25 protein-coding genes and 3 tRNA genes are annotated in these 25,038 nt (G+C 59.1%); 26 read left to right on the forward strand and 2 right to left on the reverse strand.

Annotation, left to right across the window (positions count from 1 at the left end; all coding sequences use genetic code 11):
- Positions 1–71 precede the first annotated feature (71 nt).
- The 9 genes from D8779_RS17775 to D8779_RS17815 all read left to right on the forward strand — a co-directional run bounded on the left by D8779_RS17775 (position 72) and on the right by D8779_RS17815 (position 7,690).
- Positions 72–359 carry a topoisomerase II gene (locus tag D8779_RS17775; RefSeq protein WP_136665808.1) on the forward strand — a complete coding sequence of 96 codons (288 nt, stop codon included), beginning with the start codon at positions 72–74 and terminating at the stop codon, positions 357–359.
- A gap of 10 nt (positions 360–369) precedes the next feature.
- The gene (gene astE / locus D8779_RS17780; RefSeq protein WP_136665809.1) at positions 370–1,380 is read left to right on the forward strand and encodes a succinylglutamate desuccinylase; all 1,011 of its coding nucleotides are present in this window, start codon (positions 370–372) and stop codon (positions 1,378–1,380) included.
- A 238-nt stretch (positions 1,381–1,618) separates the two neighbouring features.
- On the forward strand, positions 1,619–2,623 hold the full coding sequence (gene ltaE, locus D8779_RS17785) for a low-specificity L-threonine aldolase (protein WP_136665810.1): 1,005 nt from the start codon (positions 1,619–1,621) through the stop codon (positions 2,621–2,623).
- 285 nt (positions 2,624–2,908) lie between these two features.
- Positions 2,909–5,533 (forward strand): alanine--tRNA ligase, encoded by a 2,625-nt coding sequence (alaS, locus tag D8779_RS17790; RefSeq protein ID WP_136665811.1) that lies wholly within the window; start codon positions 2,909–2,911, stop codon positions 5,531–5,533.
- A gap of 114 nt (positions 5,534–5,647) precedes the next feature.
- Positions 5,648–6,886, forward strand: a complete 1,239-nt coding sequence (locus D8779_RS17795; RefSeq protein WP_136665812.1) for an aspartate kinase — start codon at positions 5,648–5,650, stop codon at positions 6,884–6,886.
- Between the two features lie 187 nt (positions 6,887–7,073).
- Positions 7,074–7,259 carry a carbon storage regulator CsrA gene (csrA, locus tag D8779_RS17800; RefSeq protein ID WP_025165378.1) on the forward strand — a complete coding sequence of 62 codons (186 nt, stop codon included), beginning with the start codon at positions 7,074–7,076 and terminating at the stop codon, positions 7,257–7,259.
- A 62-nt stretch (positions 7,260–7,321) separates the two neighbouring features.
- Positions 7,322–7,412 (forward strand) — tRNA-Ser (locus D8779_RS17805).
- Positions 7,413–7,464: 52 nt separating this feature from the next.
- A tRNA-Arg gene (locus D8779_RS17810) sits at positions 7,465–7,541 on the forward strand.
- 72 nt (positions 7,542–7,613) lie between these two features.
- Positions 7,614–7,690 (forward strand) — tRNA-Arg (locus tag D8779_RS17815).
- A gap of 50 nt (positions 7,691–7,740) precedes the next feature.
- On the opposite strand, the gene bamE is transcribed toward D8779_RS17815, so the two are convergent.
- Positions 7,741–8,238, reverse strand: coding sequence for an outer membrane protein assembly factor BamE domain-containing protein (gene bamE / locus D8779_RS17820; protein ID WP_136665813.1), 498 nt, complete (start codon positions 8,236–8,238; stop codon positions 7,741–7,743).
- 321 nt (positions 8,239–8,559) lie between these two features.
- On the opposite strand from bamE, the gene mgtE reads away from it, so the two are divergent.
- The 4 genes from mgtE (at position 8,560) to D8779_RS17840 (ending at position 13,375) form a co-directional block, all read left to right on the forward strand.
- Positions 8,560–10,002 carry a magnesium transporter gene (mgtE, locus tag D8779_RS17825; protein WP_136665814.1) on the forward strand — a complete coding sequence of 481 codons (1,443 nt, stop codon included), beginning with the start codon at positions 8,560–8,562 and terminating at the stop codon, positions 10,000–10,002.
- 174 nt (positions 10,003–10,176) lie between these two features.
- Entirely contained in the window at positions 10,177–10,428 is a 252-nt protein-coding gene (locus tag D8779_RS17830) for an OadG family protein (RefSeq protein WP_136665815.1), read from the forward strand.
- 25 nt (positions 10,429–10,453) lie between these two features.
- Positions 10,454–12,223, forward strand: coding sequence for a sodium-extruding oxaloacetate decarboxylase subunit alpha (gene oadA / locus D8779_RS17835; RefSeq protein ID WP_136665816.1), 1,770 nt, complete (start codon positions 10,454–10,456; stop codon positions 12,221–12,223).
- Positions 12,224–12,235: 12 nt separating this feature from the next.
- The gene (locus D8779_RS17840; RefSeq protein WP_136665817.1) at positions 12,236–13,375 is read left to right on the forward strand and encodes a sodium ion-translocating decarboxylase subunit beta; all 1,140 of its coding nucleotides are present in this window, start codon (positions 12,236–12,238) and stop codon (positions 13,373–13,375) included.
- 164 nt (positions 13,376–13,539) lie between these two features.
- Here D8779_RS17840 and D8779_RS17845 read toward each other — a convergent pair whose 3' ends face one another.
- Positions 13,540–13,857 (reverse strand): Arc family DNA-binding protein, encoded by a 318-nt coding sequence (locus D8779_RS17845; RefSeq protein ID WP_136665818.1) that lies wholly within the window; start codon positions 13,855–13,857, stop codon positions 13,540–13,542.
- 391 nt (positions 13,858–14,248) lie between these two features.
- On the opposite strand from D8779_RS17845, the gene phnC reads away from it, so the two are divergent.
- The 13 genes from phnC (at position 14,249) to phnP (ending at position 25,015) form a co-directional block, all read left to right on the forward strand.
- Positions 14,249–15,085, forward strand: coding sequence for a phosphonate ABC transporter ATP-binding protein (phnC, locus tag D8779_RS17850; RefSeq protein WP_136665819.1), 837 nt, complete (start codon positions 14,249–14,251; stop codon positions 15,083–15,085).
- Between the two features lie 57 nt (positions 15,086–15,142).
- Positions 15,143–16,147: a phosphonate ABC transporter substrate-binding protein gene (phnD, locus tag D8779_RS17855; RefSeq protein WP_136665820.1), complete on the forward strand. Its 1,005-nt coding sequence runs from the start codon at positions 15,143–15,145 to the stop codon at positions 16,145–16,147.
- A 79-nt stretch (positions 16,148–16,226) separates the two neighbouring features.
- On the forward strand, positions 16,227–17,021 hold the full coding sequence (gene phnE / locus D8779_RS17860; protein WP_136665821.1) for a phosphonate ABC transporter, permease protein PhnE: 795 nt from the start codon (positions 16,227–16,229) through the stop codon (positions 17,019–17,021).
- 36 nt (positions 17,022–17,057) lie between these two features.
- The gene (phnF, locus tag D8779_RS17865) at positions 17,058–17,762 is read left to right on the forward strand and encodes a phosphonate metabolism transcriptional regulator PhnF (protein ID WP_136665822.1); all 705 of its coding nucleotides are present in this window, start codon (positions 17,058–17,060) and stop codon (positions 17,760–17,762) included.
- Between the two features lie 27 nt (positions 17,763–17,789).
- Positions 17,790–18,236 (forward strand): phosphonate C-P lyase system protein PhnG, encoded by a 447-nt coding sequence (gene phnG / locus D8779_RS17870; protein WP_240789761.1) that lies wholly within the window; start codon positions 17,790–17,792, stop codon positions 18,234–18,236.
- A complete protein-coding gene (gene phnH, locus D8779_RS17875) occupies positions 18,236–18,847 on the forward strand; it encodes a phosphonate C-P lyase system protein PhnH (RefSeq protein WP_136665824.1) in 612 nt (203 codons plus the stop codon). The genes phnG and phnH overlap by 1 nt, the downstream gene beginning before the upstream one ends.
- Positions 18,847–19,938, forward strand: coding sequence for a carbon-phosphorus lyase complex subunit (locus D8779_RS17880; RefSeq protein WP_136665825.1), 1,092 nt, complete (start codon positions 18,847–18,849; stop codon positions 19,936–19,938). The genes phnH and D8779_RS17880 overlap by 1 nt, the downstream gene beginning before the upstream one ends.
- Positions 19,935–20,822 carry an alpha-D-ribose 1-methylphosphonate 5-phosphate C-P-lyase PhnJ gene (locus D8779_RS17885; protein WP_136665826.1) on the forward strand — a complete coding sequence of 296 codons (888 nt, stop codon included), beginning with the start codon at positions 19,935–19,937 and terminating at the stop codon, positions 20,820–20,822. Before D8779_RS17880 ends, D8779_RS17885 begins: the two co-directional genes overlap by 4 nt.
- The gene (gene phnK, locus D8779_RS17890; protein WP_136665827.1) at positions 20,819–21,628 is read left to right on the forward strand and encodes a phosphonate C-P lyase system protein PhnK; all 810 of its coding nucleotides are present in this window, start codon (positions 20,819–20,821) and stop codon (positions 21,626–21,628) included. The genes D8779_RS17885 and phnK overlap by 4 nt, the downstream gene beginning before the upstream one ends.
- Before the next feature lie 172 nt (positions 21,629–21,800).
- Positions 21,801–22,520: a phosphonate C-P lyase system protein PhnL gene (gene phnL, locus D8779_RS17895; protein WP_136665828.1), complete on the forward strand. Its 720-nt coding sequence runs from the start codon at positions 21,801–21,803 to the stop codon at positions 22,518–22,520.
- Positions 22,510–23,655, forward strand: a complete 1,146-nt coding sequence (locus tag D8779_RS17900) for an alpha-D-ribose 1-methylphosphonate 5-triphosphate diphosphatase (protein ID WP_136665829.1) — start codon at positions 22,510–22,512, stop codon at positions 23,653–23,655. The genes phnL and D8779_RS17900 overlap by 11 nt, the downstream gene beginning before the upstream one ends.
- Positions 23,655–24,260, forward strand: a complete 606-nt coding sequence (gene phnN, locus D8779_RS17905; protein WP_136665830.1) for a phosphonate metabolism protein/1,5-bisphosphokinase (PRPP-forming) PhnN — start codon at positions 23,655–23,657, stop codon at positions 24,258–24,260. Before D8779_RS17900 ends, phnN begins: the two co-directional genes overlap by 1 nt.
- Positions 24,251–25,015: a phosphonate metabolism protein PhnP gene (gene phnP, locus D8779_RS17910; protein WP_136665831.1), complete on the forward strand. Its 765-nt coding sequence runs from the start codon at positions 24,251–24,253 to the stop codon at positions 25,013–25,015. Before phnN ends, phnP begins: the two co-directional genes overlap by 10 nt.
- Positions 25,016–25,038 lie beyond the last annotated feature (23 nt).

The following is a 25,038-nucleotide window of genomic DNA, read 5'->3' on the forward strand; positions in this document are numbered from 1 at the left end:
TCACGTTTTATCGATCCACCGGTGGATGTAAAAAGCGACATCCACCCTACGTCCAATACTGTGGAGATTTTATGAGCGACGCCCTGCAACTGATCCTCGAAGACACTGACGGCACCCAGCTGGAAACCTCTTGCACACGTTTTGCCGTGATCTGGCAGGGCCAGGAAATCTGGTTCCAGCAGGTGGGCAACAACCAGCTGATGATCGGTGTGGACGTGGAGGAGGGCGCTGCTGAATACGCCAACCTGTTGCTGCGCCCGCTGGCCACCAACTTGGTCAGCCTGGAGCTGGAAATGGAAGCCGCTGAACAGGGTGAAGACGACGATCACGTGCATGGCCCTGACTGCACTCACGACTGAGGAAACGCCCATGCTTGCTCTCGGTAAACTGCTTGAACTGACCCTGGTCGGCCATGAGCCGGCAGCGAAGATTCAGCTGACTCCCGAGGGCACGCGTTTGCGTTGGCTGGCCGAGGGCGCGTTGGAAGTAACGCCGCCAGCGGCCCGCGACAACGGCCAGGACCTGCTGTTATCAGCCGGTATCCATGGTAATGAAACCGCGCCCATCGAGTTACTCGATCGCCTGTTGCAGGGCATCGCCCGCAATCAGCTACAGCCTCGCGCACGTATTCTGTTTCTGTTCGGTAACCCCGTTGCCATGCGCAGTGGCGAGCGTTATATCGAACAAGACATCAACCGCCTGTTCAACGGCCGTCACGACCAGCACACCGGGGCCGAAGCGTTGCGTGCTTGCGACCTGGAGCACCTGGCCGCGAATTTTTTCAGCAAGCCAGAGCGCACCCGCCTGCATTACGACCTGCACACTGCCATACGTGCGTCGAAGATTGAGCAGTTCGCCCTCTATCCGTTTCAAGAGGGGCGGCCGCGCAGCCAGCGTGAACTGGCGCGCCTCAGCGCTGCCGGGATCGAGGCGGTGCTGCTGCACAACAAGAGTTCGATCACCTTCAGTGCTTACACCTATACCCAACTTGGGGCTGAAGCCTTCACCCTGGAACTGGGTAAGGCGCGGCCGTTTGGGCAGAACGAGTTGGTCAATCTGGACTTGCTTGAGCTGCATCTGCAGGCCTTGATCGAAGGGCGCGAGCCCGAAGGTGCAACGGGCGAGCTGGGTGAGCTAAAACTCTTTGCCGTGGCTCGTGAAGTGATCAAGCACAGTGACGCCTTCAAGCTTCACCTGCCCGCCGATATCGAGAACTTCAGTGAGCTGCCGGTTGGCTATTTGTTGGCTGAAGACCTTTCCGACACTCGCTGGGTGGTGGATGAGCCGGGTGCACGGATCATCTTCCCCAACCCCAAGGTCAAGAACGGCCTGCGTGCCGGCATTCTGATCGTCCCCGCCGAAGACGTGCAGCTGGCCTGAGCCAGTTACGATCTGCTGCGCGTCGGCCCTGTTGCGTTGAAAGCAGGCTCGGAATGCTCATGTACAACAGTACACTCCGCTTCCTCGCCTGCTTTCGCCTTACATGGCTCTAGCTCGCGAGATCGTAAAGCGATTTATTGGCACAATCTGTCCTGCGCTTTATCGCCTGATCTGTACCTTGTTTGCCTGAGTGGCGCGCTTTAGCATCGGGGTTTACCCAGTCTAAGGACAGTCCACCATGCCCGTTATCGACCTGCGCAGCGACACCGTCACTCAGCCGACCCCCGGTATGCGCGAGGCCATGCAGGCCGCCGAACTGGGCGATGACGTGTATGGCGAAGACCCTACAGTTAATCGTCTGGAGCAGTATCTGGCCGATGAGCTGGGCTTTGCTGCTGCGCTGTTCGTACCGACCGGCACCATGAGCAATCTGCTCGGGCTGATGGCGCATTGCGCACGGGGCGATGAATACATCGTCGGTCAGCAGGCGCACACTTATAAATACGAAGGCGGCGGTGCGGCGGTGCTCGGTTCGATCCAGCCGCAACCGATCGAAGGCGAGGCGGATGGCTCGCTCGACCTAGTCAAGGTCGAGGCGGCGATCAAACAGGATGACTTCCACTTCGCTCGTACTCGCCTGCTGGCGCTGGAAAACACCATGCAAGGCAAGGTGTTGCCGCAAGCCTATCTGCAAGCTGCGCGTGAGCTGTGCACACGGCGCGGCCTGGCCCTGCATCTGGACGGTGCGCGTTTGTATAACGCGGCAGTCAAGCTGAGCGTGCCGCCGCGTGACATCACCCAGTATTTCGATTCGGTCTCGGTGTGCCTGTCCAAGGGGCTTGGCGCACCGGTTGGTTCGGTGTTGTGTGGCTCAGCTGAGTTGGTCGGCAAGGCGAGGCGTTTGCGCAAGATGGTCGGCGGTGGCATGCGTCAGGCCGGCATGCTCGCTGCGGCTGGCTTGTATGCCTTGCAGCATCAGGTGGCGCGTTTGGCTGAGGATCACGCTAATGCCGAGCGGTTGGCGGCTGGCTTGCGTGAGTTGGGCTTTGAGGTCGAGCCGGTACAGACCAATATGGTTTACGCGCATGTTGGCGACCAGGCCGGCGCGCTGAAGGCCTTTTGCGCCGAGCGTGGGATCGTGTTGACTGCCGCGCCGCGTCTACGCATGGTCACGCACCTGGATATTGCGCCTGCGGATATTGATCAGGTGGTTGCCGCTTTTGCGGATTTCCGTCGAAATTGAGTGTCGTGGAGCGATGAATAGTCGCTCTCTAGGTGCTTGTCGGGCTTGACCGTTCGTAACGAGGGGAAGTCCGGGTCGAGTCAGTTTTGTTGGTCTTTCGAGGCGAATAGCTGGCTATTTAACGAGAAAGAGCAGCAAAAATGGCCGAATCCGGCTTTTCCGCAGTAGAACAGCGTTAAGTTCGACAGGCTCCTATTAATAAAGGCACTAGCCCCCTCGCGCAGGCCCGATATAATGCGGCCCTTTGCCGGCTTTGTCGTGGCCGCTGGTTTTTGGAAGATTCCTATGAAAAGCGCAGAAATCCGTGAAGCCTTCCTCAGCTTCTTCGAACAGAAGGGACACACCCGTGTCGCCTCCAGCTCCCTGATTCCGGGTAATGACCCGACTCTGCTGTTTACCAACGCAGGGATGAACCAGTTCAAGGATTGCTTTCTTGGTCTGGAGAAGCGCGCCTACACCCGCGCCGCCACCAGCCAGAAGTGCGTGCGCGCCGGCGGTAAGCACAACGACCTGGAAAACGTCGGGTATACCGCGCGTCACCACACCTTCTTTGAAATGCTCGGCAATTTCAGCTTTGGCGACTATTTCAAGCGCGATGCTATTCATTTCGCCTGGGAGTTCCTCACCGGTGACGCGTGGCTGAACCTGCCCAAGGAAAAACTCTGGGTCACGGTCTACGCCACTGACGATGAAGCCTTTGATATCTGGACTCGGGAAGTGGGTGTGCCGGTTGAGCGGATGATCCGCATTGGCGATAACAAGGGCGCGCCATACGCCTCCGACAACTTCTGGACCATGGGTGATACCGGCCCGTGCGGCCCGTGCACCGAGATTTTCTTCGACCACGGCGAGCACATCTGGGGTGGTCCGCCTGGTTCGCCAGAAGAAGACGGCGATCGTTACATCGAAATCTGGAACAACGTGTTTATGCAGTTCAACCGCACTGCAGACGGCGTGTTGCATCCGCTGCCAGCGCCAAGTGTGGATACCGGCATGGGCCTGGAGCGCGTCAGTGCGGTGCTGCAGCACGTTAACTCCAACTACGAGATCGATCTGTTCCAGAGTCTGCTCAATGCGGCGGCCAAGGCCATCGGTTGCAACAACGAAGCACAGGCTTCGCTGAAAGTAGTGGCTGACCACATCCGCTCGTGCGGCTTCCTGATCGCCGATGGCGTGACGCCGTCTAACGAAGGTCGTGGCTACGTGCTGCGCCGCATCATTCGTCGTGCCTGCCGCCACGGTAATAAGCTGGGTGCCACGGGCAGTTTCTTCTACCAGATCGTCGCCGCGTTGGTCGCCGAGATGGGTGAAGCCTTCCCTGAGCTCAAGCAGCAACAAGCGCATATCGAGCGCGTGCTGAAGACTGAAGAAGAGCAGTTCGCCAAAACACTGGAGCAAGGCCTGAAGATTCTCGAACAGGACCTGGCTGAGCTGAAAGGCAATGTGATTCCGGGTGATGTGATCTTCAAGCTCTACGACACCTTCGGTTTCCCGATGGATCTCACCGGCGACATCGCCCGTGAACGCGAGCTGACCTTGGACGAAGAAGGTTTTGAGCGGGAAATGCAGGCGCAGCGTGAGCGCGCCCGTTCCGCTAGCTCCTTCGGCATGGATTACAACGCGCTGGTCAAAGTCGACAGCGACACCGCGTTCCTGGGTTACCAGGGCACCAGCGGCAGCGGCAAAATTATTGCGTTGTTCCAGGCTGGCAAGGCGGTGGATAGCTTGAGTGAAGGCGAAGAGGGCGTTGTGGTACTCGATCAGACGCCTTTCTACGCCGAGTCGGGTGGTCAGATTGGCGACTGCGGTTTCCTTGAAGGTGCTGGTGTGCGCTTTGATGTGCGTGACACCACTAAGGCTGGCGGCGCGTTTCTGCATCATGGCGTTGTAGCCAAAGGCGGGTTGAGTGTTGGCACTTCGGTCAAAGCCGAGGCGGATGCCAGTGTCCGTCAAGCAACAGCGCTGAATCACTCGGCGACCCATTTGCTCCACGCGGCTTTACGTCAGGTGCTCGGCGAGCATGTTACGCAGAAGGGGTCGCTGGTCGACAGTCAGCGCCTGCGCTTCGACTTCAGTCATTTCGAGGCGATTACTGCGGCGCAGCTGAAAGAGCTGGAAGCCATCGTTAACCGCGAAGTGCGCGGCAACAGCGAAGTGGAAACCCTGGAAACCGACATCGAAACGGCCAAGGCTAAAGGTGCCATGGCGCTGTTCGGTGAGAAGTACGGCGACAACGTGCGCGTACTGAGCATGGGCGGTAATTTCTCCGTCGAGCTGTGCGGTGGCACTCATGTAAAGCGTACCGGCGATATCGGCCTGTTCAAGATCATCAGCGAAAGCGGCGTGGCTGCAGGCGTACGCCGCATCGAAGCGGTAACCGGTGCGGCAGCCTTTACCTACCTCAATGGCGCGGAAGAGCAGCTGAAAGAAGCGGCGGCGCTGGTCAAGGGCAGCCGCGATAACCTGCTGGACAAGCTCGCCGGTGTGCTGGAGCGCAACCGTCAGCTGGAAAAAGAACTGGAGCAGCTCAAGGCCAAGGCCACCAGTGCTGCGGGTAATGACCTCGCTGGTTCGGCTGTCGAGATTAAGGGCATCAAGGTGCTGAGCGCGCGTCTCGATGGTCTCGACGGCAAGGCGCTGTTGGCCATGGCTGATCAGCTAAAGAACAAGCTCGGCAGTGCAGTGATTCTGCTCGGCGGCGTGCAGGACGATAAAGTCGTGCTGGTGGCCGGCGTGACGCAGGACCTGACTGCCAAGCTCAAGGCCGGTGATCTGATGAAGCAAGCCGCTGCGGCAGTCGGCGGTAAGGGCGGCGGTCGTCCAGACATGGCCCAAGGCGGTGGCGTCGATGCCGCTGCGCTGGACGGGGCCTTGGCATTGGCCGTCACCTTTGCTGAGCAAGGTCTGTAAGCAGCTGATTGCTTGAGTGCAAATACCAAGATCCGGTACACGCCCGACGGACCTTGGCAGGCTATTGAGTTATCTGTTTAATGGGCGCCCTTCACGGGCTGAGGCGGCTTTGAAATGGCTTTGATCGTACAGAAATTTGGCGGCACCTCCGTCGGCACTGTTGAGCGTATTCAGCAGGTGGCCGCGAAGGTGAAGAAATTCCGCGAAAACGGCGATGACATTGTGGTTGTGGTTTCCGCCATGAGCGGTGAAACCAATCGTCTGGTCGATCTAGCCAAACAGGTTAGTGATGGTCAGCCGATACCGCGTGAGTTCGACGTGATGCTCTCAACGGGCGAACAGGTGACGATTGCCCTGTTGGCCATGGCGCTGATCAAGATTGGTGTGCCGGCGGTGTCTTACACTGGCGGTCAAGTGCGCATCCTCACGGACAGTACGCACACTAAAGCGCGCATTCTGCAAATTGATGACCAGAAGCTGCGTGCCGACCTTAAGGCCGGTCGTGTGGTGGTGGTGGCCGGTTTTCAGGGTGTCGATGAGCACGGCAATATCACTACCCTGGGACGTGGTGGCTCCGACACCACTGGTGTGGCGCTGGCGGCAGCCTTGAAGGCTGATGAATGCCAGATTTACACCGATGTTGATGGTGTCTACACCACCGACCCGCGCGTGGTGCCGCAAGCTCAGCGTCTGGAAAAAATCACCTTCGAAGAAATGCTGGAAATGGCCAGCCTCGGTTCCAAGGTGTTGCAGATTCGTTCGGTGGAGTTCGCCGGCAAGTACAACGTCCCGCTGCGCGTGTTGCACAGCTTCCAAGAGGGGCCGGGCACCCTCATTACCCTTGATGAAGAGGAATCCATGGAACAGCCGATCATCTCCGGCATCGCTTTCAACCGCGACGAAGCCAAGCTGACCATCCGTGGCGTGCCGGACATCCCGGGCGTGGCGTTTAAAATTCTCGGCCCGATCAGTGCCGCGAACATTGAAGTGGACATGATCGTGCAGAACGTTGCGCACGATAACACCACCGATTTCACCTTTACCGTGCACCGCAATGATTACACCGCCGCGCAACAGGTGTTGGAAAACACCGCCCGTGAGCTGGGAGCGCGCGAGGTGGTTGGTGATATCAAGATTGCCAAGGTGTCGATCGTTGGTGTGGGTATGCGTTCTCACGCGGGCGTTGCCAGCCGCATGTTTGAAGCCCTGGCCAAGGAAAATATCAATATCCAGATGATCTCCACCTCGGAGATCAAAGTCTCCGTGGTAATCGAAGAGAAATATCTGGAGTTGGCGGTGCGCGCCCTGCACACTGCTTTTGAACTGGATGCCCCGGCCCGCAAGGGCGACTAAGGCATTATCCGAAAGGCGCGGTTTATAACGCGCCTTTCGTCTTTTTGGTTGGCATGAGCAGGGACTTTATTTCTGCTCACACTGGTCAATACTTGGGTGAAGGCTCTGTTTGAGATATTCAGGGCTGCCACCATTTTATTTTGCAGACTGCTTGTTGTCCTGAACTGATATCCGTAAGGAGAAAGGAATGCTGATTCTGACTCGCCGGGTCGGAGAGACCCTGATGGTGGGTGACGAAGTCACGGTCACCGTGTTGGGCGTTAAAGGTAATCAGGTGCGCATTGGCGTTAACGCGCCGAAAGAAGTTGCGGTGCACCGCGAAGAAATTTACCAGCGCATCCAGAAAGAGAAAGGCGAAGAACCAAGCCACTAATTTTTATCGAAATTTTGGCTTTGCAAACGGGGAAAACATGGTTATCATGCGCCCCGTGTTGCGGAGAGGTGGCCGAGTGGCCGAAGGCGCTCCCCTGCTAAGGGAGTACATCTCATAAGGGTGTCGGGGGTTCGAATCCCCCCTTCTCCGCCATTATTTAGTGTTGTAGATGTTGCGTTTTGATGTCTACAGTGCGGCGTTACATGCACTCATAGCTCAGCTGGATAGAGTACTCGGCTACGAACCGAGCGGTCGGAGGTTCGAATCCTCCTGAGTGCACCAAATCGGAATGGCTTGCAGTGATGCAGGCCATTTTGTTTCAGCCAGCGGTGATCTGGTTTAAAAGCGCCACTTGCACTCATAGCTCAGCTGGATAGAGTACTCGGCTACGAACCGAGCGGTCGGAGGTTCGAATCCTCCTGAGTGCACCAAATAAGAAGGGCCTGCAGCGATGCAGGCCCTTTTTTATTGCCTGTTAACTCTAGCGCTTGCTCTTGCCTTTGACGCAGCCAGCCTCATCGAAGCTGACGTTGCGCTTATTACCTTTCTTGCCTTGATAAACGTAACGCGTCTGGCCGTTCTGTTGCGTCACCTTGTCAGGCTTGCCGAGGCTGCTCTCGACGTCGGCGCGGCTCATGCCTGGGCCAATCTGCTGCTTGATAATGGCTGCGCGGCGTTCGCTGCTGCTCAGGTGGTTGCCGCAACCGTCCTGCTTCACGCCGACCACCGTCAATTCCTGCTCGGCTTTTTTCTTGTCGCTACGACTGGTCTTGCGTGGTTTGGCCAGGGGCACCGGTTTGCCGCTTCCGGGTGTGGGATTGTAGGCCTGCTGCAGGCGCTGGCTGTGTGTGTCGGGGCAACCCTGGCGGGTAAAGGTGACGTGGCCTTTGGCGTCTTCGCAGCGAAACACGCTTGAGCCGAGTGTAGGCAGTGAGCAAAGCAAAATGGCGCAGAAAGCTGCGCAATGCAGTCCTTGCATGGTACGTCCTCCGTGACAGTCCATTAGCAAGGGTAGTCGATGCCTTTGTCTGCGCCAGGCGTGCCTTTGCCGGTGCCTGGCACGTCGCAATGACAGATGTCTCGTGCGTTTAAGTTTGTCTTGCAAGCGCTTGTTCTAGGCTTGTTTTTGTCACAGGCAAAGCGCTTGGGCGGTGGTATCATTTGCCGCGTCAGCCCCGCCGGGGCTTGTGGAACACCACCATGGACTTACCCAGTAGTTACTCTGAATCTCGATTGTGCAATCACGTGTTGACTGATTGACCCTCTTTGGCGTGCGCTGCCGCTGGGGGTGGAGCGCGCCATGACTGAAGTAGAAGCAAAAAAACCGCAAGAAAGCCTGCAGGACCGCCTGGCTCAGGTGGTCGAGTTATTGCATCGGCACAAGCTGGTCGAAGACCTGACTCATCGTCAGGAAGGCCAGCACCATGACCGGGTGGAAAACCTGGTGCATCGGCAGAACCTCGCTGAATTGCAGCGCAAGCTCGATGAGCTGCACTCCGCTGACGTTGCCCACATTCTTGAAGCCTTGCCACTTGGCGAACGCCTGACGGTCTGGCAGCTGGTCAAGGTTGAGCGTGACGGCGACATCCTCCTCGAAGTGTCCGACGCGGTACGTGAAACCCTGCTGGCTGACATGGAGGATCACGAAATACTCGCGGCAGCCAAGGACATGGATGCCGATGAACTGGCTGATCTGGCCTCTGAGCTGCCGCGTGATGTGGTTCATGAGCTGATGGAAACCCTCGATGCGCAGCAGCGCGAGCGGGTGCGTTCGGCGCTGTCCTATGAGGATGATCAGGTCGGCGCGCTGATGGACTTCGAGATGGTCACCATTCGCGAAGACGTCAGCCTGGAGGTGGTGCTGCGTTACCTGCGGCGCCTCAAAGAGTTGCCAGGGCATACCGACAAGCTGTTTGTGGTCGATTACGACGGCGTGCTCAAGGGGGTGCTTCCGGTTAAGCGGCTGTTGGTTAATGACCCTGACAAGCTGGTCAGTGAGGTCATGGCGACTGACCCTGTGGGTTTTCACCCCGATGAGGATGCCTATGACGCCGCTCAGGCCTTCGAGCGTTATGACCTGATTTCTTCGCCGGTTGTGGATAAGAACGGCAAGTTGATTGGCCGCCTGACCATCGATGAAATGGTCGACCTGATTCGTGAGGAAAGCGAGGCTGAAGTCCTCAACATGGCGGGTTTGCGTGAGGAAGAAGATATCTTCGCCTCGGTGTGGAAGTCACTGCGCAACCGCTGGGCCTGGTTGGCAATCAACCTAGTCACCGCGTTTATGGCGTCACGGGTCATCGGCCTGTTTGAAGATTCCATCGAAAAACTGGTGGCCCTGGCGGCGCTGATGCCGATTGTTGCGGGCATCGGGGGGAATTCGGGTAACCAGACCATCACCATGATCGTGCGTGCTATGGCGCTGGACCAGGTCAGTACCGGTAATACCTCGCGCTTGATTCGCAAGGAGCTGGGCGTTGGTCTGGTCAACGGCATCGTCTGGGGTGGGGTGATCGGCGTGGTGGCTTATCTGCTCTACGACAGCTGGTCGTTGGGGGTGGTAATGACCGCGGCGATGGTGCTCAACCTGCTGCTGGCCGCGCTGATGGGGGTGCTGATACCTATGACACTGGTGCGCATGGGGCGTGACCCGGCGCTGGGAGCCAGTGTGATGATCACAGCGGTTACTGACAGTGGCGGCTTCTTTATTTTCCTTGGGCTTGCCAGTCTGTTCCTGCTCTAAGGCGTGGGGCCACTGATGACGCGTTCTCTACATGAAATGTCTCATTTGACGGCTCTGAGTTTGCTTCAAACGCTCGTTTCACGCTAAGGTTCGCCAGCTTTGCCCGGGATCGGTTTCCGGGCGCTCCTATCTAATAATTAACGCAGCTCGTACGTAGCTGACAATGGAGCCAAGATGACCCCTAGTGAACTCCTGCTCGAGGGTGTCGAGCTCATGCTGTTCGGCCTGGGCTTCGTGTTTCTCTTTCTGATTCTGTTGGTGGTGATGATCCGCGTCATGTCGTGGGTTATCGAGCGCTTTGCCGCGAAACCCCCGGTACCTGTATCGACCTCAGTAGCACCTCAGTCGGCCTCCAGCGAGCCGAGCGCTGATGTACTTGCCGCCATCCAATCCGCCATTCACCAGCACCGCGTACGCCGCGGTTGAGCCAGGTTCGACAGGGAGCATCTGTATGACTGCCGTAAAGAAAGCACTCGGAATTACTGATGTGGTGCTGCGTGACGCCCATCAGTCGATCTTGGCCACCCGTGTGCGCCTGGAAGACATGCTGCCCATTGCGCCCAAGCTTGATCAGGTCGGCTTTTGGTCGGTTGAGTCCTGGGGCGGGGCGACCTTTGATGCCTGCATTCGTTACCTGGGTGAAGACCCATGGCACCGTATTCGTGAATTGAAAAAGGCCATGCCCAATACGCGCCAGCAAATGCTGTTGCGTGGGCAGAATTTGCTTGGCTACCGTCACTATGCTGATGACGTGGTCGAAAAATTCGTTGAGCGCGCCGCCTTTAATGGCGTTGATGTGTTCCGGGTATTCGATGCAATGAACGATCCGCGCAACCTGCAGACGGCCCTCAAGGCGGTCAAGCAGTTGGGCAAGCATGCGCAAGGCACCATTTCTTACACCACCAGCCCAGTGCATACCCTGGACATGTGGGTGGATCTGGCCAAACAAATTGAAGATATGGGCGCTGACTCGGTGGCCATCAAAGACATGGCCGGTATTCTCACGCCCTATACCGCCTTCGAGTTGGTGTCGCGGCTCAAGGCCAGCTTGTCGATCCCGATTCATATGCAGTGCCACGCCACGGCAGGGTTGTCTTCTGTGGCCATCCTCAAGGCCGTCGAGGCCGGAATAGATAACGTCGACACGGCGATTTCCTCCCTGTCGATGACCTATGGCCATTCCCCGACCGAATCGGTCGTGGCGATGTTTCAGGGCACTGAGCATGATACCGGCCTGGATCTGTTGCTGCTTGAAGAGATCGCTGCGTACTTCCGTGAAGTGCGCAAGAAGTACGCGAAATTCGAGGGCAACCTCAAAGGTGTCGACTCGCGCATTCTGGTCGCCCAAGTGCCAGGCGGCATGCTGACCAATATGGAAGGTCAGCTCAAAGAGCAGGGCGCCCAGGACAAATTTGACGAAGTGTTGGCGGAAATTCCGCGTGTGCGCGAAGACCTTGGGTTTATCCCGCTGGTAACGCCAACTTCGCAGATTGTTGGCACCCAAGCAGTGATTAACGTGCTGACCGGTGAGCGCTACAAGTCGATCACCAAGGAAACAGCCGGAATATTGAAAGGTGAGTACGGTGCAGCGCCTGCGCCTTTCAATAAAGAGCTGCAGGCGCGGGTGCTGGATGGTGCCGAAGTGATTACCTGTCGGCCCGCCGACCTGCTCGACGATGAGATGGACAGGCTGACAGCCGAGCTCAAGGGCATTGCTCAGGAAAAAGGCATCAAACTGGCTAAGGATGAGATTGATGACGTCCTGACCTATGCGCTGTTTCCGCAGATTGGCCTGAAATTTCTGGAAAATCGCGGTAATCCGGCGGCTTTCGAGCCAGTACCCACCGGTAAGGAAGCGCTTACGCGTGAAGCCGGCCAGCCTGAGGTCTACACCGTTGAAGTGGGCGGGAAGTCCTACGTGGTCCAGGTTAATGACGGTGGCGATATCGAAGGGCTCAAGGCTGTCGGCGGGGCAACCTCGACAGCTGTGGCCGCGCCGGTTGGCGCAGGCGAGCCGCAGAATGCTCCCCTGGCCGGTAATATCTTCAAGGTGCTGGTGCAGCCAGGCCAGGCGGTGGAAGAAGGGCAGTTGGTGATCATCCTCGAAGCCATGAAGATGGAAACCGAGATTCGTGCGTTCAAGGCCGGCACCGTTGGTGCAGTCAACGTCAAGGTCGGTGATGCGGTGGCGGTGGGCGATAGCCTGCTGACCATCGGTTAAGGGAGCGCAGTAATGGAAAAGCTCCTCAAACTTTGGCACAGCACCGGGCTGTATCACATCGAAGTCGGTCAGGTATTTATGATCGCGGTGTGCATCCTCTTGATCTATCTAGCGATCAAGAAGGGCTTTGAGCCTTTGCTGCTGTTGCCGATTGGCTTTGGCGGTTTGCTGGCCAACATTCCGGTGGCCAATATGGCCGAGGGTGCCGGCTTTCTGCACATGATCTATGAGGTGGGTCTGCCCACCAGTATTTTCCCGCTGCTGATCTTCCTGGGCGTCGGGGCCATGACTGACTTCGGGCCGATGTTGGCTAACCCGAAAACCCTGTTATTGGGTGCGGCGGCCCAGTTCGGTATTTTCGGCACCCTGATGGGGGCGTTAGCGCTGACTTCATTGGGTATTCCGGGGCTTGAGTTCACGCTCAAGGAGGCGGCATCCATCGCTATCATTGGCGGTGCCGATGGCCCAACCTCGATTTTCGTGACTTCCAAGCTGGCTCCGCACTTGCTCGGTCCGATTGCGGTGGCGGCCTATGCCTACATGGCGCTGGTGCCGTTAATTCAGCCGCCGATCATGCGGGCGCTGACTACCAAGGAGGAGCGCGCCATTGTCATGCAGCAACTGCGACCTGTGGGGCAGGCCGAGAAGATCATCTTCCCGATCGTACTGTGCCTAATGATTGGTCTGCTGCTGCCTGATGCCGCACCGCTGATTGGTATGTTCGCTCTTGGGAATTTGCTGCGCGAGGCGGGTGTGGTCGAGCGTCTGGCTGATACGTCGCGTAATGCACTGATCAATATCGTCACTATCTTCCTCGGCTTGACTGTAGGCTCGAAGCTCTCGGCAGAATCATTCCTGCAGCTGAAAACGCTGGGCATTCTGAGTCTGGGCATGGTGGCGTTCTGCGCCGGCACGGCTGCCGGTGTATTGATGGCCAAGTTGATGAATGTCTTCAGTAGCACCAATAAGATCAATCCACTGATTGGTTCGGCTGGGGTGTCTGCGGTGCCGATGGCAGCTAGGGTGTCGAACAAGGTTGGTTTGGAAGCTAACCCGCAGAACTTCCTGCTGATGCACGCCATGGGGCCGAACGTTGCGGGGGTGATCGGCTCGGCAGTAGCGGCCGGTGTACTGCTCAGTTTCGTTGGCTGATTAACACGAACAATAAAAAACCGCCGAATGGCGGTTTTTTATTGTTCGTCATCCCTGGCGGCACTTTGCAAGCGGTTGCGGTGCAGCGCTAAAGATGGATATCAGGCATTTTTTATGGGCAGCAAAAAAACCGGCCTAGGCCGGTTTTGTCGTTTGCAGCGCAGTCAGGCTTCTTCGGCAGCCATCTCGGCGTCATGAGCAATCAATGCCACCAGGGCATTCTGCTGACGGCGTGAAAGCTGGCGGAAGCGTTGCAGCAACTCACGCTCGTGCAAGGACAAATCTGGGCTGTCCAAGCGCATGTTGAGGTCATCACCCAGAGAGCTTTCCTGGAGCATGCTTTGCTCAAGGCGAGCAATGATCTCCGAGTTCATGCTGCGGTGATGGTTGCGTGCGACATCCGCAATACGTTCGCGCATGCCATCGGGCAGACGAACTACGAATTTGTCAGCGGTGCGGCTGGAATAGAGTGCTGGTTTCATAGGGCGCGTACATTAAACCGGTTAGTTTAGGAAAGCGATACTGGCAATGGGCTATAGGATTGTCACCGGTTTGACCTCCTATAGCACTAACCGTTCAGCCAGAAAGCCGCTTAGGTCGCTTATAACGCTGCAGGTAGAGCAGTCGGTAAATTGACGCCAATCTCGTGTCGAATATTGCGTTGAATAAAGGCGTTATGCCAGCACCAGTCATCAGAAATGCGCCGTGCTGTGCAAAAAGCCAGAGAAATCTGGCGTTGGCCGAAAAATGTTCAAGCAATGGTCATGTAAGTGTCATGGCTCATTAACCGGCCTGACACAGGATTTGCCTACCTTGGTCTACACCAGAAGGCGGCTTAGTGCCGCGGTGTAACCGTTAATAAGGAGGCATTCCATGAGCGCAGTGATCCGGGTCGAGAGCCTGAACAAAACGTTCGGCCGCAAGCAGGCGCTGTTTGATCTGGCGCTGTCCGTTGAGCCCGGTGAAATGGTGGCGCTGATCGGCGCCTCTGGCTCTGGAAAGTCCACATTGCTGCGCCATGTCGCGGGCCTGGCCTGCTGCGACCGTAAGGGCGGCGGCAACATTCAGGTACTCGGTCGCCAAGTGCAAGCGGAGGGTAGGCTGAATGGTGAGGTGCGCCGTCTGCGCGCCGATATCGGCTACATCTTCCAACAGTTCAACTTGGTCGGCCGTATCAGCGTATTGCAAAACGTACTGCTCGGCTGCTTGGGGCGCATACCGCGCTGGCGCGGCACCTTGGGTCTGTTCAGTGCCGAAGAAAAGCAGCAGGCACTGCAGGCTCTGGCTCGTGTTGGTTTGGCAGATCTGGCGCAGCAGCGGGCGTCGACCCTGTCCGGCGGCCAGCAGCAGCGTGTGGCGATTGCCCGTGCCTTGTGCCAGCGCGCCAAGGTCATTCTCGCCGATGAGCCGATTGCCTCACTGGACCCTGAATCCGCACGCAAGGTCATGCAGATTCTCGCTGACATCAACCGCGAAGACGGCACCACCGTGGTGGTCACCCTGCATCAAGTGGATTACGCCATGCGCTATTGCCAGCGCGCCGTGGCGTTGAAAGCGGGGCGTATTCATTTCGACGGCGCCGCGGCCGAGCTGCATCCTAACTTCCTCAACGATCTCTATGGTGCCGAGCTTGAAGTAGAGCGGCTGCCAATCGAGAAAGCCCGTCGCGCTCGCACCCCGAAAGTCCCGCTGACTCTGGCCAAGGCCTGAGTTTAGCTCGCTGTTATGCCAATCCCTGTATGTCCATCCGCACTAGGAGTGCTTTGCATGTTCAAACGTATCAGTCGCGTTCTCGTCGCGTCCACGCTGCTGGCAGGCTCGGTTCTAGGGGCTGCTCAAGCCGCTGAGCAGGAGATCAACTTCGGCATCATCTCCACTGAATCGTCGCAGAATCTGAAAACCATGTGGGACCCCTTCCTGGCGGACATGAGCCAGCAGACTGGCCTGAAGATCAATGCGTTCTTTGCCCCTGACTATGCGGGAATTATTCAGGGCATGCGCTTCGATAAGGTCGACATGGCTTGGTACGGCAACAAGGCCGCAATGGAAGCCGTAGACCGTGCGGGTGGTCAGGTATTCGCCCAGACCGTCGCCGCCAACGGTACTCAGGGTTATTACAGCCTGATGGTGGCGCACAAGGACAGCCCGATCAATTCGATCGACGACATGCTGAAAAACGCTAAAGACCTGACTTTCGCCAACGGTGACCCGAACTCCACCTCGGGCTATCTGGTACCGGGCTATTACGTGTTTGCGCAAAACAATGCTGACGCCAACAAGATCTTCAAGCGCGCCCTCAACGGCAGCCATGAAGTCAACGCCCTGTCGGTGGCCAACAAGCAGATCGATGTCGGCACCTTCAACAGCGAAGGCATGGAACGTTTACAGGTAACTGCGCCAGACAAAGCGGCTCAGCTGAAAGTGATCTGGACCTCGCCGCTGATCCCGTCCGACCCGATGGTATGGCGTAAGAACCTTGATGAAGACGCCAAAACCAAGCTGCGTACCTTCTTCATGACTTACGGCGACAAACCGGCTGAGTTGAAAGTGCTTGAAGGTCTGCAGTGGGCCAAGTTCAAAGCGTCGGATGACGATCAACTGCTGCCGATCCGCCAACTGGAACTGTTCAAGAAACGCACCGAAGTGGCCAACAACGACAAGCTTTCGGCAAGCGACAAGCAAGCACAGCTCACCGAGTTGGATCGCGAGCTGGCCAAGCTGGAAAAGCGCCTGGCTGAAATCGCCAAGCAAAGCCCTGCCAGCGCGGGTTAATTGCCTAGATCGGCTCGCCTTACCTTGCATGACCTAAGGGCGGGCCGATCGTCTTTGTCGTTTCAATCGAGAAGTCGTTATGACCACTTTGACTACCGCACCTGTGCCTGATTTATCGGCCAAGCGTTCCTGGACGCAGCTGATTGGCTGGGGGCTGTTCTTCGCCGTGCTGGCTTGGTCTTGGCAGGGCGCGGAGATGAATCCGCTCGGCCTGATCCGCGACTCCGGCAACATGGCGACCTTTGCTGCGGACTTCTTTCCGCCGGATTTCAGCAACTGGGAGCTGTACCTCAAGGAGATGATCGTCACCGTGCAGATCGCCCTCTGGGGTACGGTGCTGGCGATTGTCTGCGCCATTCCGCTGGGCATTCTCTGCTCTGAAAATATTGTGCCGTGGTGGGTCTATCAGCCGATTCGCCGGGTGATGGATGCCTGCCGCTCAATCAATGAAATGGTCTTTGCCATGCTCTTTGTGGTGGCGGTGGGTCTGGGGCCGTTTGCCGGGGTGCTGGCACTGTTTATTGGCACCACAGGGGTGCTGGCTAAGCTGTTTGCTGAGGCGGTGGAAGCGATTGATCCCGGTCCAGTCGAAGGTGTGCGTGCTACCGGTGCCAGCGCCCTGCAGGAAGTGATCTACGGGGTGATCCCGCAAGTCCTGCCGCTGTGGATTTCCTACTCGCTGTATCGCTTCGAGTCCAACGTGCGCTCGGCCACCGTGGTCGGCATGGTCGGGGCGGGCGGTATCGGGGTGATTCTCTGGGAGGCGATTCGTGGCTTCCAGTTCGCCCAAACCTGCGCCTTGCTGCTGGTGATCATCATGGTGGTGAGCGTGCTCGACATCATCTCTCAGCGCCTGCGCAAACAGTTTATCTGACGGAGATTGGGCATCTGCGGATGCCCTTTATTAGCCATGCACTTGTCTAGACAACCTGAGCCCTTGTACCGCGAACTGGCTGCCGTGCTGCGTGATGAGCTGCAGCACATGAGTCCTGGTGACTACTTGCCTGCCGAGGTGCAGTTGGCGGCGCGTTTTGCAGTAAATCGCCACACCCTGCGCCGCGCCGTCGATGAGCTGGTGCTGGAAGGTCGCCTGTTGCGCCAGCAGGGCAAAGGCACTCGGGTATTGGCTAAACCATTGATCTACCCAATGCAGGCCGGCAGTGCCTACAGCGCCTCACTCTCGGCGCTGGGGCATCAGGTTGATGCGCAGTTACTGCAACGCCGCGTGCGCCCGGCCAGCCATGAGGAACGTGGCTACCTGCAATTGCCAGAAGGTGCGCAGCTGCTGGAGTTGACCACCTTGCGTCTGATTGAAGGGCAGCCCGTCAGCTTGATTCGACATGCCTTCAGCGTGATCCACGCGCCGTTGTTGGCGGATTACCAGGGCGGCTCGCTGCGCCAATACCTGAGCCAGCGCGGGATGCCCCTGACCCGCACCTTCAGTTTGATCGGCGCGCGGCTGCCCAGCCGTGAAGAGGCGGCGCGCTTGATGATGCCCAAGCATGCACCGCTGCTCAGTGTGCAAACCCTTTCCCGCGATCTGGCTGGCCAGCCGGTGGAGCTGTCGTTATCGACCAGCCGCGCCGACCGTTTCCAGTACCAGCTCGCCCTTTGATGGAGGCCTGTGATGAACCGCAACCTGTTGCACAGCGACCCGCAAATCGCCACACGTCAACGCTGGATGGGCGTACTTGCCCGCGCCGGCACTGGCTTAACCGCTTATGAGTCGGCCTTGAAAGAGACCGAGTACAGCCTGATCCGCGCGCCGGAGATCGGCATGACCCTGGTGCGCGGACGCATGGGCGGCACCGGCAGCCCGTTCAACCTCGGTGAGATGACCGTGACCCGCTGCGTGGTGCGCCTGGCCGATGGTTGTACCGGCTACAGCTACGTGGCGGGCCGCGACAAGCAGCATGCCGAGCTCGCCGCCCTGGCCGATGCACACCTGCAAGGCGCCGAGCACGGCCATTGGCTGAGTCGCTTGATCGAGCCGCTGGCCGCTCTACAGCAGCGCCAACAGGCCGAAAATGCTGCAGAAACCGCAACCACCCAGGTGGAATTTTTCACCCTGGTCAGAGGAGAAGACTGATGAACGCGGCGAACAGCTCGCAATGGCTGCAACCGGCCTTCAATGATCCGGTGCTGGATGCGCAGACCAGCTTCCGTACCGCGCTCAAAGCCTTGGCTGAGCCCGGTTTGGTGCAATCGATGAACCGCGCCTTGGCCCTGGAAAACCTGCATCCGGCGACCTATGCCCTGTGTCTGGCTTTTCTCGATGGCGACACGCCGCTGTGGCTGGCCCCCTGTTTCGACACCCCGGCGATTCGCGCCAACCTGTTGTTCCACTGTGGCTGCCCAATTGTCGCCGAGCGTGAGTCGGCGCTGTTTGCTTTGCTCGATGAGTCGGGCGCTGACGACCTAGCGGATTTTGACAACGGCAGCGAACGCTACCCGGACCAATCCTGCACCTTGCTGATTCAGCTCGATGCCCTGGCTGGCGGTGAGCACCTACGCTGGCGTGGGCCGGGGATCAAGGATGTGCGTGCCGTCGAATTGCCGCTGCGCAGCAGCTTCTGGCAGCAACGCCAAGCGCGCAGTGCATTCCCCCGTGGTCTGGACGTTTTCTTCGCCGCTGGCGAACAGGTGATCGGCCTGCCGCGCAGCACCCACGTGCTGTTCAATGCCGAGGAGGTGGCCTGATGTACGTTGCCGTCAAAGGTGGCGAGCGCGCCATCGACAATGCCCACCTGCTGCTGGCGAAGAAGCGCCGTGGCGATACCGCGATTCCGGAACTCAGCGTCGATCAAGTGCGCGAACAAATGCCCCTGGCTGTGGCTCGGGTGATGAGTGAAGGCTCGCTGTACGATCCGCAATTGGCCGCGTTAGCGATCAAGCAGGCTGCCGGCGACCTGATGGAGGCGATCTTTCTGCTACGCGCCTACCGCACCACCTTGCCGCGCTTTACCGCCAGTGCGCCGCTGGACACCACGCAGATGCAACTGAGCCGACGTATCTCCGCCACGTTCAAGGATTTGCCCGGCGGCCAGCTACTCGGCCCGACCTTTGATTACAGCCACCGTTTGCTGGACTTCGCCTTGCTGGCCGAGGGTGAACAGCCCGGCCCACAGGTGAATCCCGCCGCCGAGCTGAGTGACTGCCCACGGGTGCTGGATTTTCTCGCCGATGAAGGCCTGATGGCCCGCGAAGTCGATGATGGCAACGCGGTGCCGGATATCACTCGCGAGCCATTGGATTTTCCTGCCAACCGTGCCCAGCGCTTGCAAGCGCTGGCCCGTGGCGATGAAGGCTTCCTGCTGGCGCTGGGTTATTCCACCCAGCGTGGTTACGGGCGTAACCACCCGTTCGCTGGAGAGATTCGTATCGGTGAGCTCGAGGTTTGGCTGGAGCCGGAAGAGCTCGGTTTTGCCGTGCCGCTGGGCGATATCGAAGTGACCGAGTGTGAAATGGTCAACCAGTTCGTCGGTGGCAAGGGCATCGATCCGCAGTTCACCCGTGGTTATGGCCTGGCCTTCGGTTATGCCGAGCGTAAGGCCATGGGCATGGCGTTGGTCGACCGCTCGTTGCGCGCCGCCGAGTACGCCGAAGAAGTGGAAGGCCCGGCGCAGCAGGAAGAATTCGTGCTGATGCACTGCGACAACGTTGAAGCCGCTGGCTTCGTCTCCCACCTGAAATTGCCGCACTACGTCGACTTCCAATCCGAGCTGGAGCTGATCCGCAAACTGCGCAAGCAGCGCTGTGAGCAGCCCGCCGCCGAGGAGCAACGCGCATGAATGCCCAGGCCCAAACCCAGCCAGCTACCGAAGTGGGCTATAACTTCGCGTATCTGGACGAACAAACCAAAAGAATGATCCGCCGTGGCCTGCTCAAGGCGGTGGCGATTCCCGGTTATCAGGTGCCCTTCGGTGGTCGCGAGATGCCGCTGCCCTATGGCTGGGGCACCGGCGGTATGCAGCTGACTGCCGCGATCCTCGGCGCCGAGGATGTACTCAAAGTTATTGATCAAGGCGCGGATGACACCACCAACGCGGTGTCGATCCGGCGCTTTTTTGCCCGCACCGCCGGGGTCAAAACCACCACCCGTACACCCGAGGCGACGGTGATCCAGACCCGTCACCGCATCCCGGAAACGCCGCTGAGTAATGACCAGATCATCGTCTATCAGGTGCCGATTCCCGAGCCGCTGCGCTTTATCGAGCCTTCGGAAACCGAGACCCGCACCATGCACGCGCTGGAGGATTACGGCGTGATGCACGTCAAGCTGTACGAGGACATCGCCACCTTCGGCCACATCGCCACCAGCTACGCCTACCCGGTGACGGTGGATGAGCGCTACGTGATGGACCCCTCGCCGATTCCCAAATTCGACAACCCCAAACTGCACATGAGCCCGGCGCTGATGCTGTTCGGTGCCGGCCGCGAGAAGCGCCTGTATGCGGTGCCGCCTTACACCCGGGTGGTGAGCCTGGACTTCGACGATCACCCCTTTGAAATTCAGCGTTGGGACGAATGCTGCGCCTTCTGTGGCAGCCATGATTCCTATCTGGATGAGCTGATCGTCGACGACGCCGGCACCACGCGTTTTGTCTGCTCCGATACCGACTACTGCATGCAACGCCGTGATGCCACTGAGATGACCGGGGAGGCTGTGCAATGAGTGCCGCCGAAAAATTACAGCTGCATAACGAGACTGCCCAGCCGCTGTTCAGTGTGCGCGACTTAACCCTGCTGTACGGGCCGGAGAAGGGCTGCCAGGGCGTATCGTTCGATCTGTATCCGGGCGAAGTGCTGGGCATTGTCGGTGAGTCGGGCTCGGGTAAGTCGACCTTGCTCAGCCTGCTCTCCGGTCGTTGCCCGCCGGATCGCGGCAGCGTTAGCTACCGCAATAGCGACGGCAGCCTGGTTGATCTGTACAGCGCCAGCGAAGCGCAGCGCCGCACCTTGCTGCGCACCGAGTGGGGCTTTGTTGAGCAGAACCCGCGTGACGGCCTGCGCATGGGTGTGTCGGCCGGCGCCAATATCGGTGAACGGCTGATGGCCCAAGGCGTACGCCATTACGGCGAACTGCGCGCCGCCGGCATCGACTGGTTGAGCCAAGTGGAAATCGACCCGCTGCGCATCGACGACCTGCCGCGCACTTTCTCCGGCGGTATGCAGCAGCGGTTGCAGATCGCTCGCAATCTGGTCTCCAGTCCACGCTTGGTATTTATGGATGAGCCCACCGGTGGCCTTGATGTGTCGGTGCAGGCGCGCCTGCTCGACCTGTTGCGCGGCCTGGTGCGCGAGCTGGACCTGGCGGTGGTGATCGTCACCCACGACCTGGCGGTGGCGCGTTTACTTGCCGACCGCCTGATGGTGATGCGCCGCTCCCATGTGGTGGAGGCCGGGTTGACCGATCAGATTCTCGATGATCCGCAGCATCCCTATTCGCAGTTGCTGGTGTCGTCCGTCCTGCAGCCTTAACGCTGGGTCGGGTGGATGACGCTGTTTTCATCCACCTACGTGTTGCCATGGTGGATGGATAAAGCGCCATCCACCCTACGAAACTAACTCCGCCATGTAGGAGGGGCTTTAGCCGCGAGCAGATGTCAACAGCCATCGCGGCTAAAGCCCCTCCTACGGCACCGAGGTTTGTATGAATACGCTTATCGAGGTCTCCGATCTCAGCAAAACCTTCACCCTGCACCAGCAGCATGGCGTGGTGCTGAATGTATTGAACGGCCTGAGCTTCAGCGTGCGCGCTGGCGAGTGCCTGGTGCTGCATGGGCAATCTGGCGCAGGCAAGTCGACCTTGCTGCGCACCCTGTATGGCAACTACCTGGCCGCAGGCGGCAGCATCCGCATGCTGCACGACGGTGCTTGGGTCGATTTAGTCGGTGCCGAGCCGCGTCAGGTATTGGCCGTGCGCCGCCAGACCCTGGGCTATGTCAGCCAGTTTCTGCGGGTGATCCCGCGTGTCGCGACCCTGGATGTGGTGATGGAGCCGGCCCTGGCGCGGGGTTGGAGCAAGGCCGACGCGCAGGCGCGGGCCGAGCGCCTGCTGGGTCGCCTGAATATCCCACAAGCCTTGTGGCAGCTGGCGCCGGGCACTTTCTCCGGCGGCGAGCAGCAGCGGGTGAATATCGCGCGCGGTTTTATGGTGGCCTGGCCGCTGATGTTGCTGGATGAGCCGACGGCCTCGTTGGATGACGCCAACCGCCAGGTGGTGTTGGAGCTGATCAACGAAGCCAAAGCCGCAGGCAGCGCATTGATCGGCATCTTCCACGACCGCGCCGCCCGCGAGGCGGTAGCCGATCGCTTTCTCGACATGACCCACGATGCAGCGCCCAAGCAGGAGTATGTGTATGCCAGTTGAACAGATTTTGACCCATGCACGGGTGGTCACCGCTGAGCAGGAGTTCGTCGGCACGGTGGTGCTGCGTGATGGTTTGATTGCGCAGGTGGAGGAGGGCGTCAGTGGTTTGTCCCAGGCTATCGATTTGGGTGGCGACTACCTGCTGCCGGGCCTGGTCGAACTGCACACTGACAACCTGGAAAAATACATGAGCCCGCGCCCCGGGGTGGATTGGCCGTCCGCCTCGGCGGTGCTGACCCATGACGCGCAGATTGTCTCAGCCGGCATCACCACGGTGTTCGATGCCCTGGCCATTGGCGATGTGAATCCGCGTGGCAAACGTATGCAGCAACTGCCGGCCATGCTCGAAGCCATCGCAGCGGCGGCCACTGGCGGGCTCCTGCGCGCCGATCACCGTCTGCACCTGCGCTGCGAGCTGTGTCATCCCGATAGCCTGGCAGTGTTCCGCGATCTGGTGGAGCACCCGCTGGTGCAGCTGGTGTCGGTAATGGATCACTCGCCGGGTCAGCGTCAGTTCGCCAAGGAAGACAAATACCGCGAGTACTACATGGGCAAGTACCACCTGAGCGAGGCCGAGATGGACGCCTTTGTCAAAGAGCAGGTGGCCAACTCCCTCGAGTTCAGCGACCGCCATCGCCGGGCGATTGTCGAGGACTGTCATACCCGTGGTTTATCAGTGGCCAGCCACGATGACGCAACTTTGGCCCATGTGCAGGAGTCGGCTGGGTTTGGCATGTCCATCGCCGAATTTCCCACCACCCTGGAGGCCGCCACGGCCAGCCATGCGTTGGGGCTCAAGGTGTTGATGGGCGCGCCGAATATCGTTCGCGGTGGTTCGCATTCGGGCAATATCGCCGCTGCCGAACTGGCCCGTCACGAGGTGCTGGATATTCTCTCCAGTGACTATTACCCGGCGAGCCTGTTGCAGGCTGCTTTTATGCTGGCCGCGCAAGACAACGGTTATGATCTGCCCCGGGCGATTGCCACCGTCAGCCGCCAGCCGGCCCATGCGGCGGGTTTGCTTGATCGCGGCGAAATCCGTGTCGGCCTGCGTGCCGATCTGCTCCAGGCCAAGGTGCACGAGGGGCAGGCGGTGATCCAACAAGTATGGCGACAAGCCAACAGGGTGTTTTGATGAGCGGCAGGTTGATCTATTTGATAGGGCCTTCGGGCTCGGGCAAGGACAGCCTGTTGGATGCCGCGCGTGAGCGTCTAGCCGAGCGTGATTGCGTGATTGTGCGACGAGTGATCACCCGTTCGGCGGAAGCGGTCGGTGAGGACGCCATTGGCGTTTCCCCGGCCGAATTCGATCAGCAGGAGGCTGCTGGCGGTTTTGCCCTGAGCTGGCGCGCTAATGGCTTGGCCTACGGCATCCCTCGGCAGATCGATGACTGGTTGGCGGCGGGGCAGGACGTGTTGGTCAACGGCTCACGGGCTTATCTAGCACAGGCCCGGCAGCGTTACCCGGAGCTGCTGGCGATTCTTCTGCAGGTCGACGAAGCCGCCCTGCGCCAGCGCCTACTGGCGCGCGGTCGGGAAAGTGCCGAGCAGATCGAGGCGCGCTTGGCGCGTAATCGCAGCTTTGTTGTGGGAGGCGCTTCAGCGGCGACTGTCGCGGCTGAAGCCCCTCCCACGCCAGGATCAACCGAGCGCCTTATCGTCCTGAATAACTCCGGATCACTTGAACAGACCGTAACCCAGATGCTGCATTTGCTCAGCGATAACCGCACATGCGCCTGACCCTGCTCGGCACAGGCGATGCGCGGCAGGTGCCGGTGTACAACTGCAGTTGCGTGGCCTGCGACAGCGCGCGGGTGTATCCGGCGCGCCGCCGTGGCCCTTGTAGCGCGCTGATCGAATGCGGTGCGCAGCGTTGGCTGATCGACTCCGGGTTGCCAGACCTAACCGAGCGGTTTCCGCCCCACAGCCTCAGCGGCATCCTGCAAACCCATTACCACGCCGACCATGCCCAGGGTTTGTTGCATCTGCGTTGGGGGCAGGGGCTGATCATTCCCGTGCACGGTCCGGATGACCCGGAAGGCTTGGCCGACCTGTACAAGCACCCGGGGATTCTCGATTTCAGCCAGCCGTTTGCTGCATTCGAACGGCGACAACTGGGCGAGCTGAGCGTCACGGCGCTGCCGCTCAATCACTCCAAACCAACCTTTGGCTACTTATTGGAAGGTGTCGATGAGGCTGGTGCCACTCGACGTATCGCCTACCTCACCGACACCCTCGGCGTGCCCGCCGCCAGCGCGGCGGTGCTGATGAAGCAGCCGCTGGATCTGCTGGTGCTGGATTGCTCCACCGCACCGCAACCGATTGCGCCGCGCAATCACAACGACCTAACCCGCGCGCTGGAGGTGATCGAGCAACTCAAGCCTCGCGCGGCGGTGCTGACCCATATAGGCCACGCCTTCGATGCCTGGCTGCTGGATAACCCGGAAGCTTTGCCGGAAGGCGTTAGTTTGGCCTTTGATGGGCAGGTGCTGTGAGCAGCGTGTTGGCCTGGGCATTA

The organism is Pseudomonas leptonychotis, from assembly GCF_004920405.1.
GTDB classification, from domain to species: Bacteria; Pseudomonadota; Gammaproteobacteria; order Pseudomonadales; family Pseudomonadaceae; genus Aquipseudomonas; species Aquipseudomonas leptonychotis.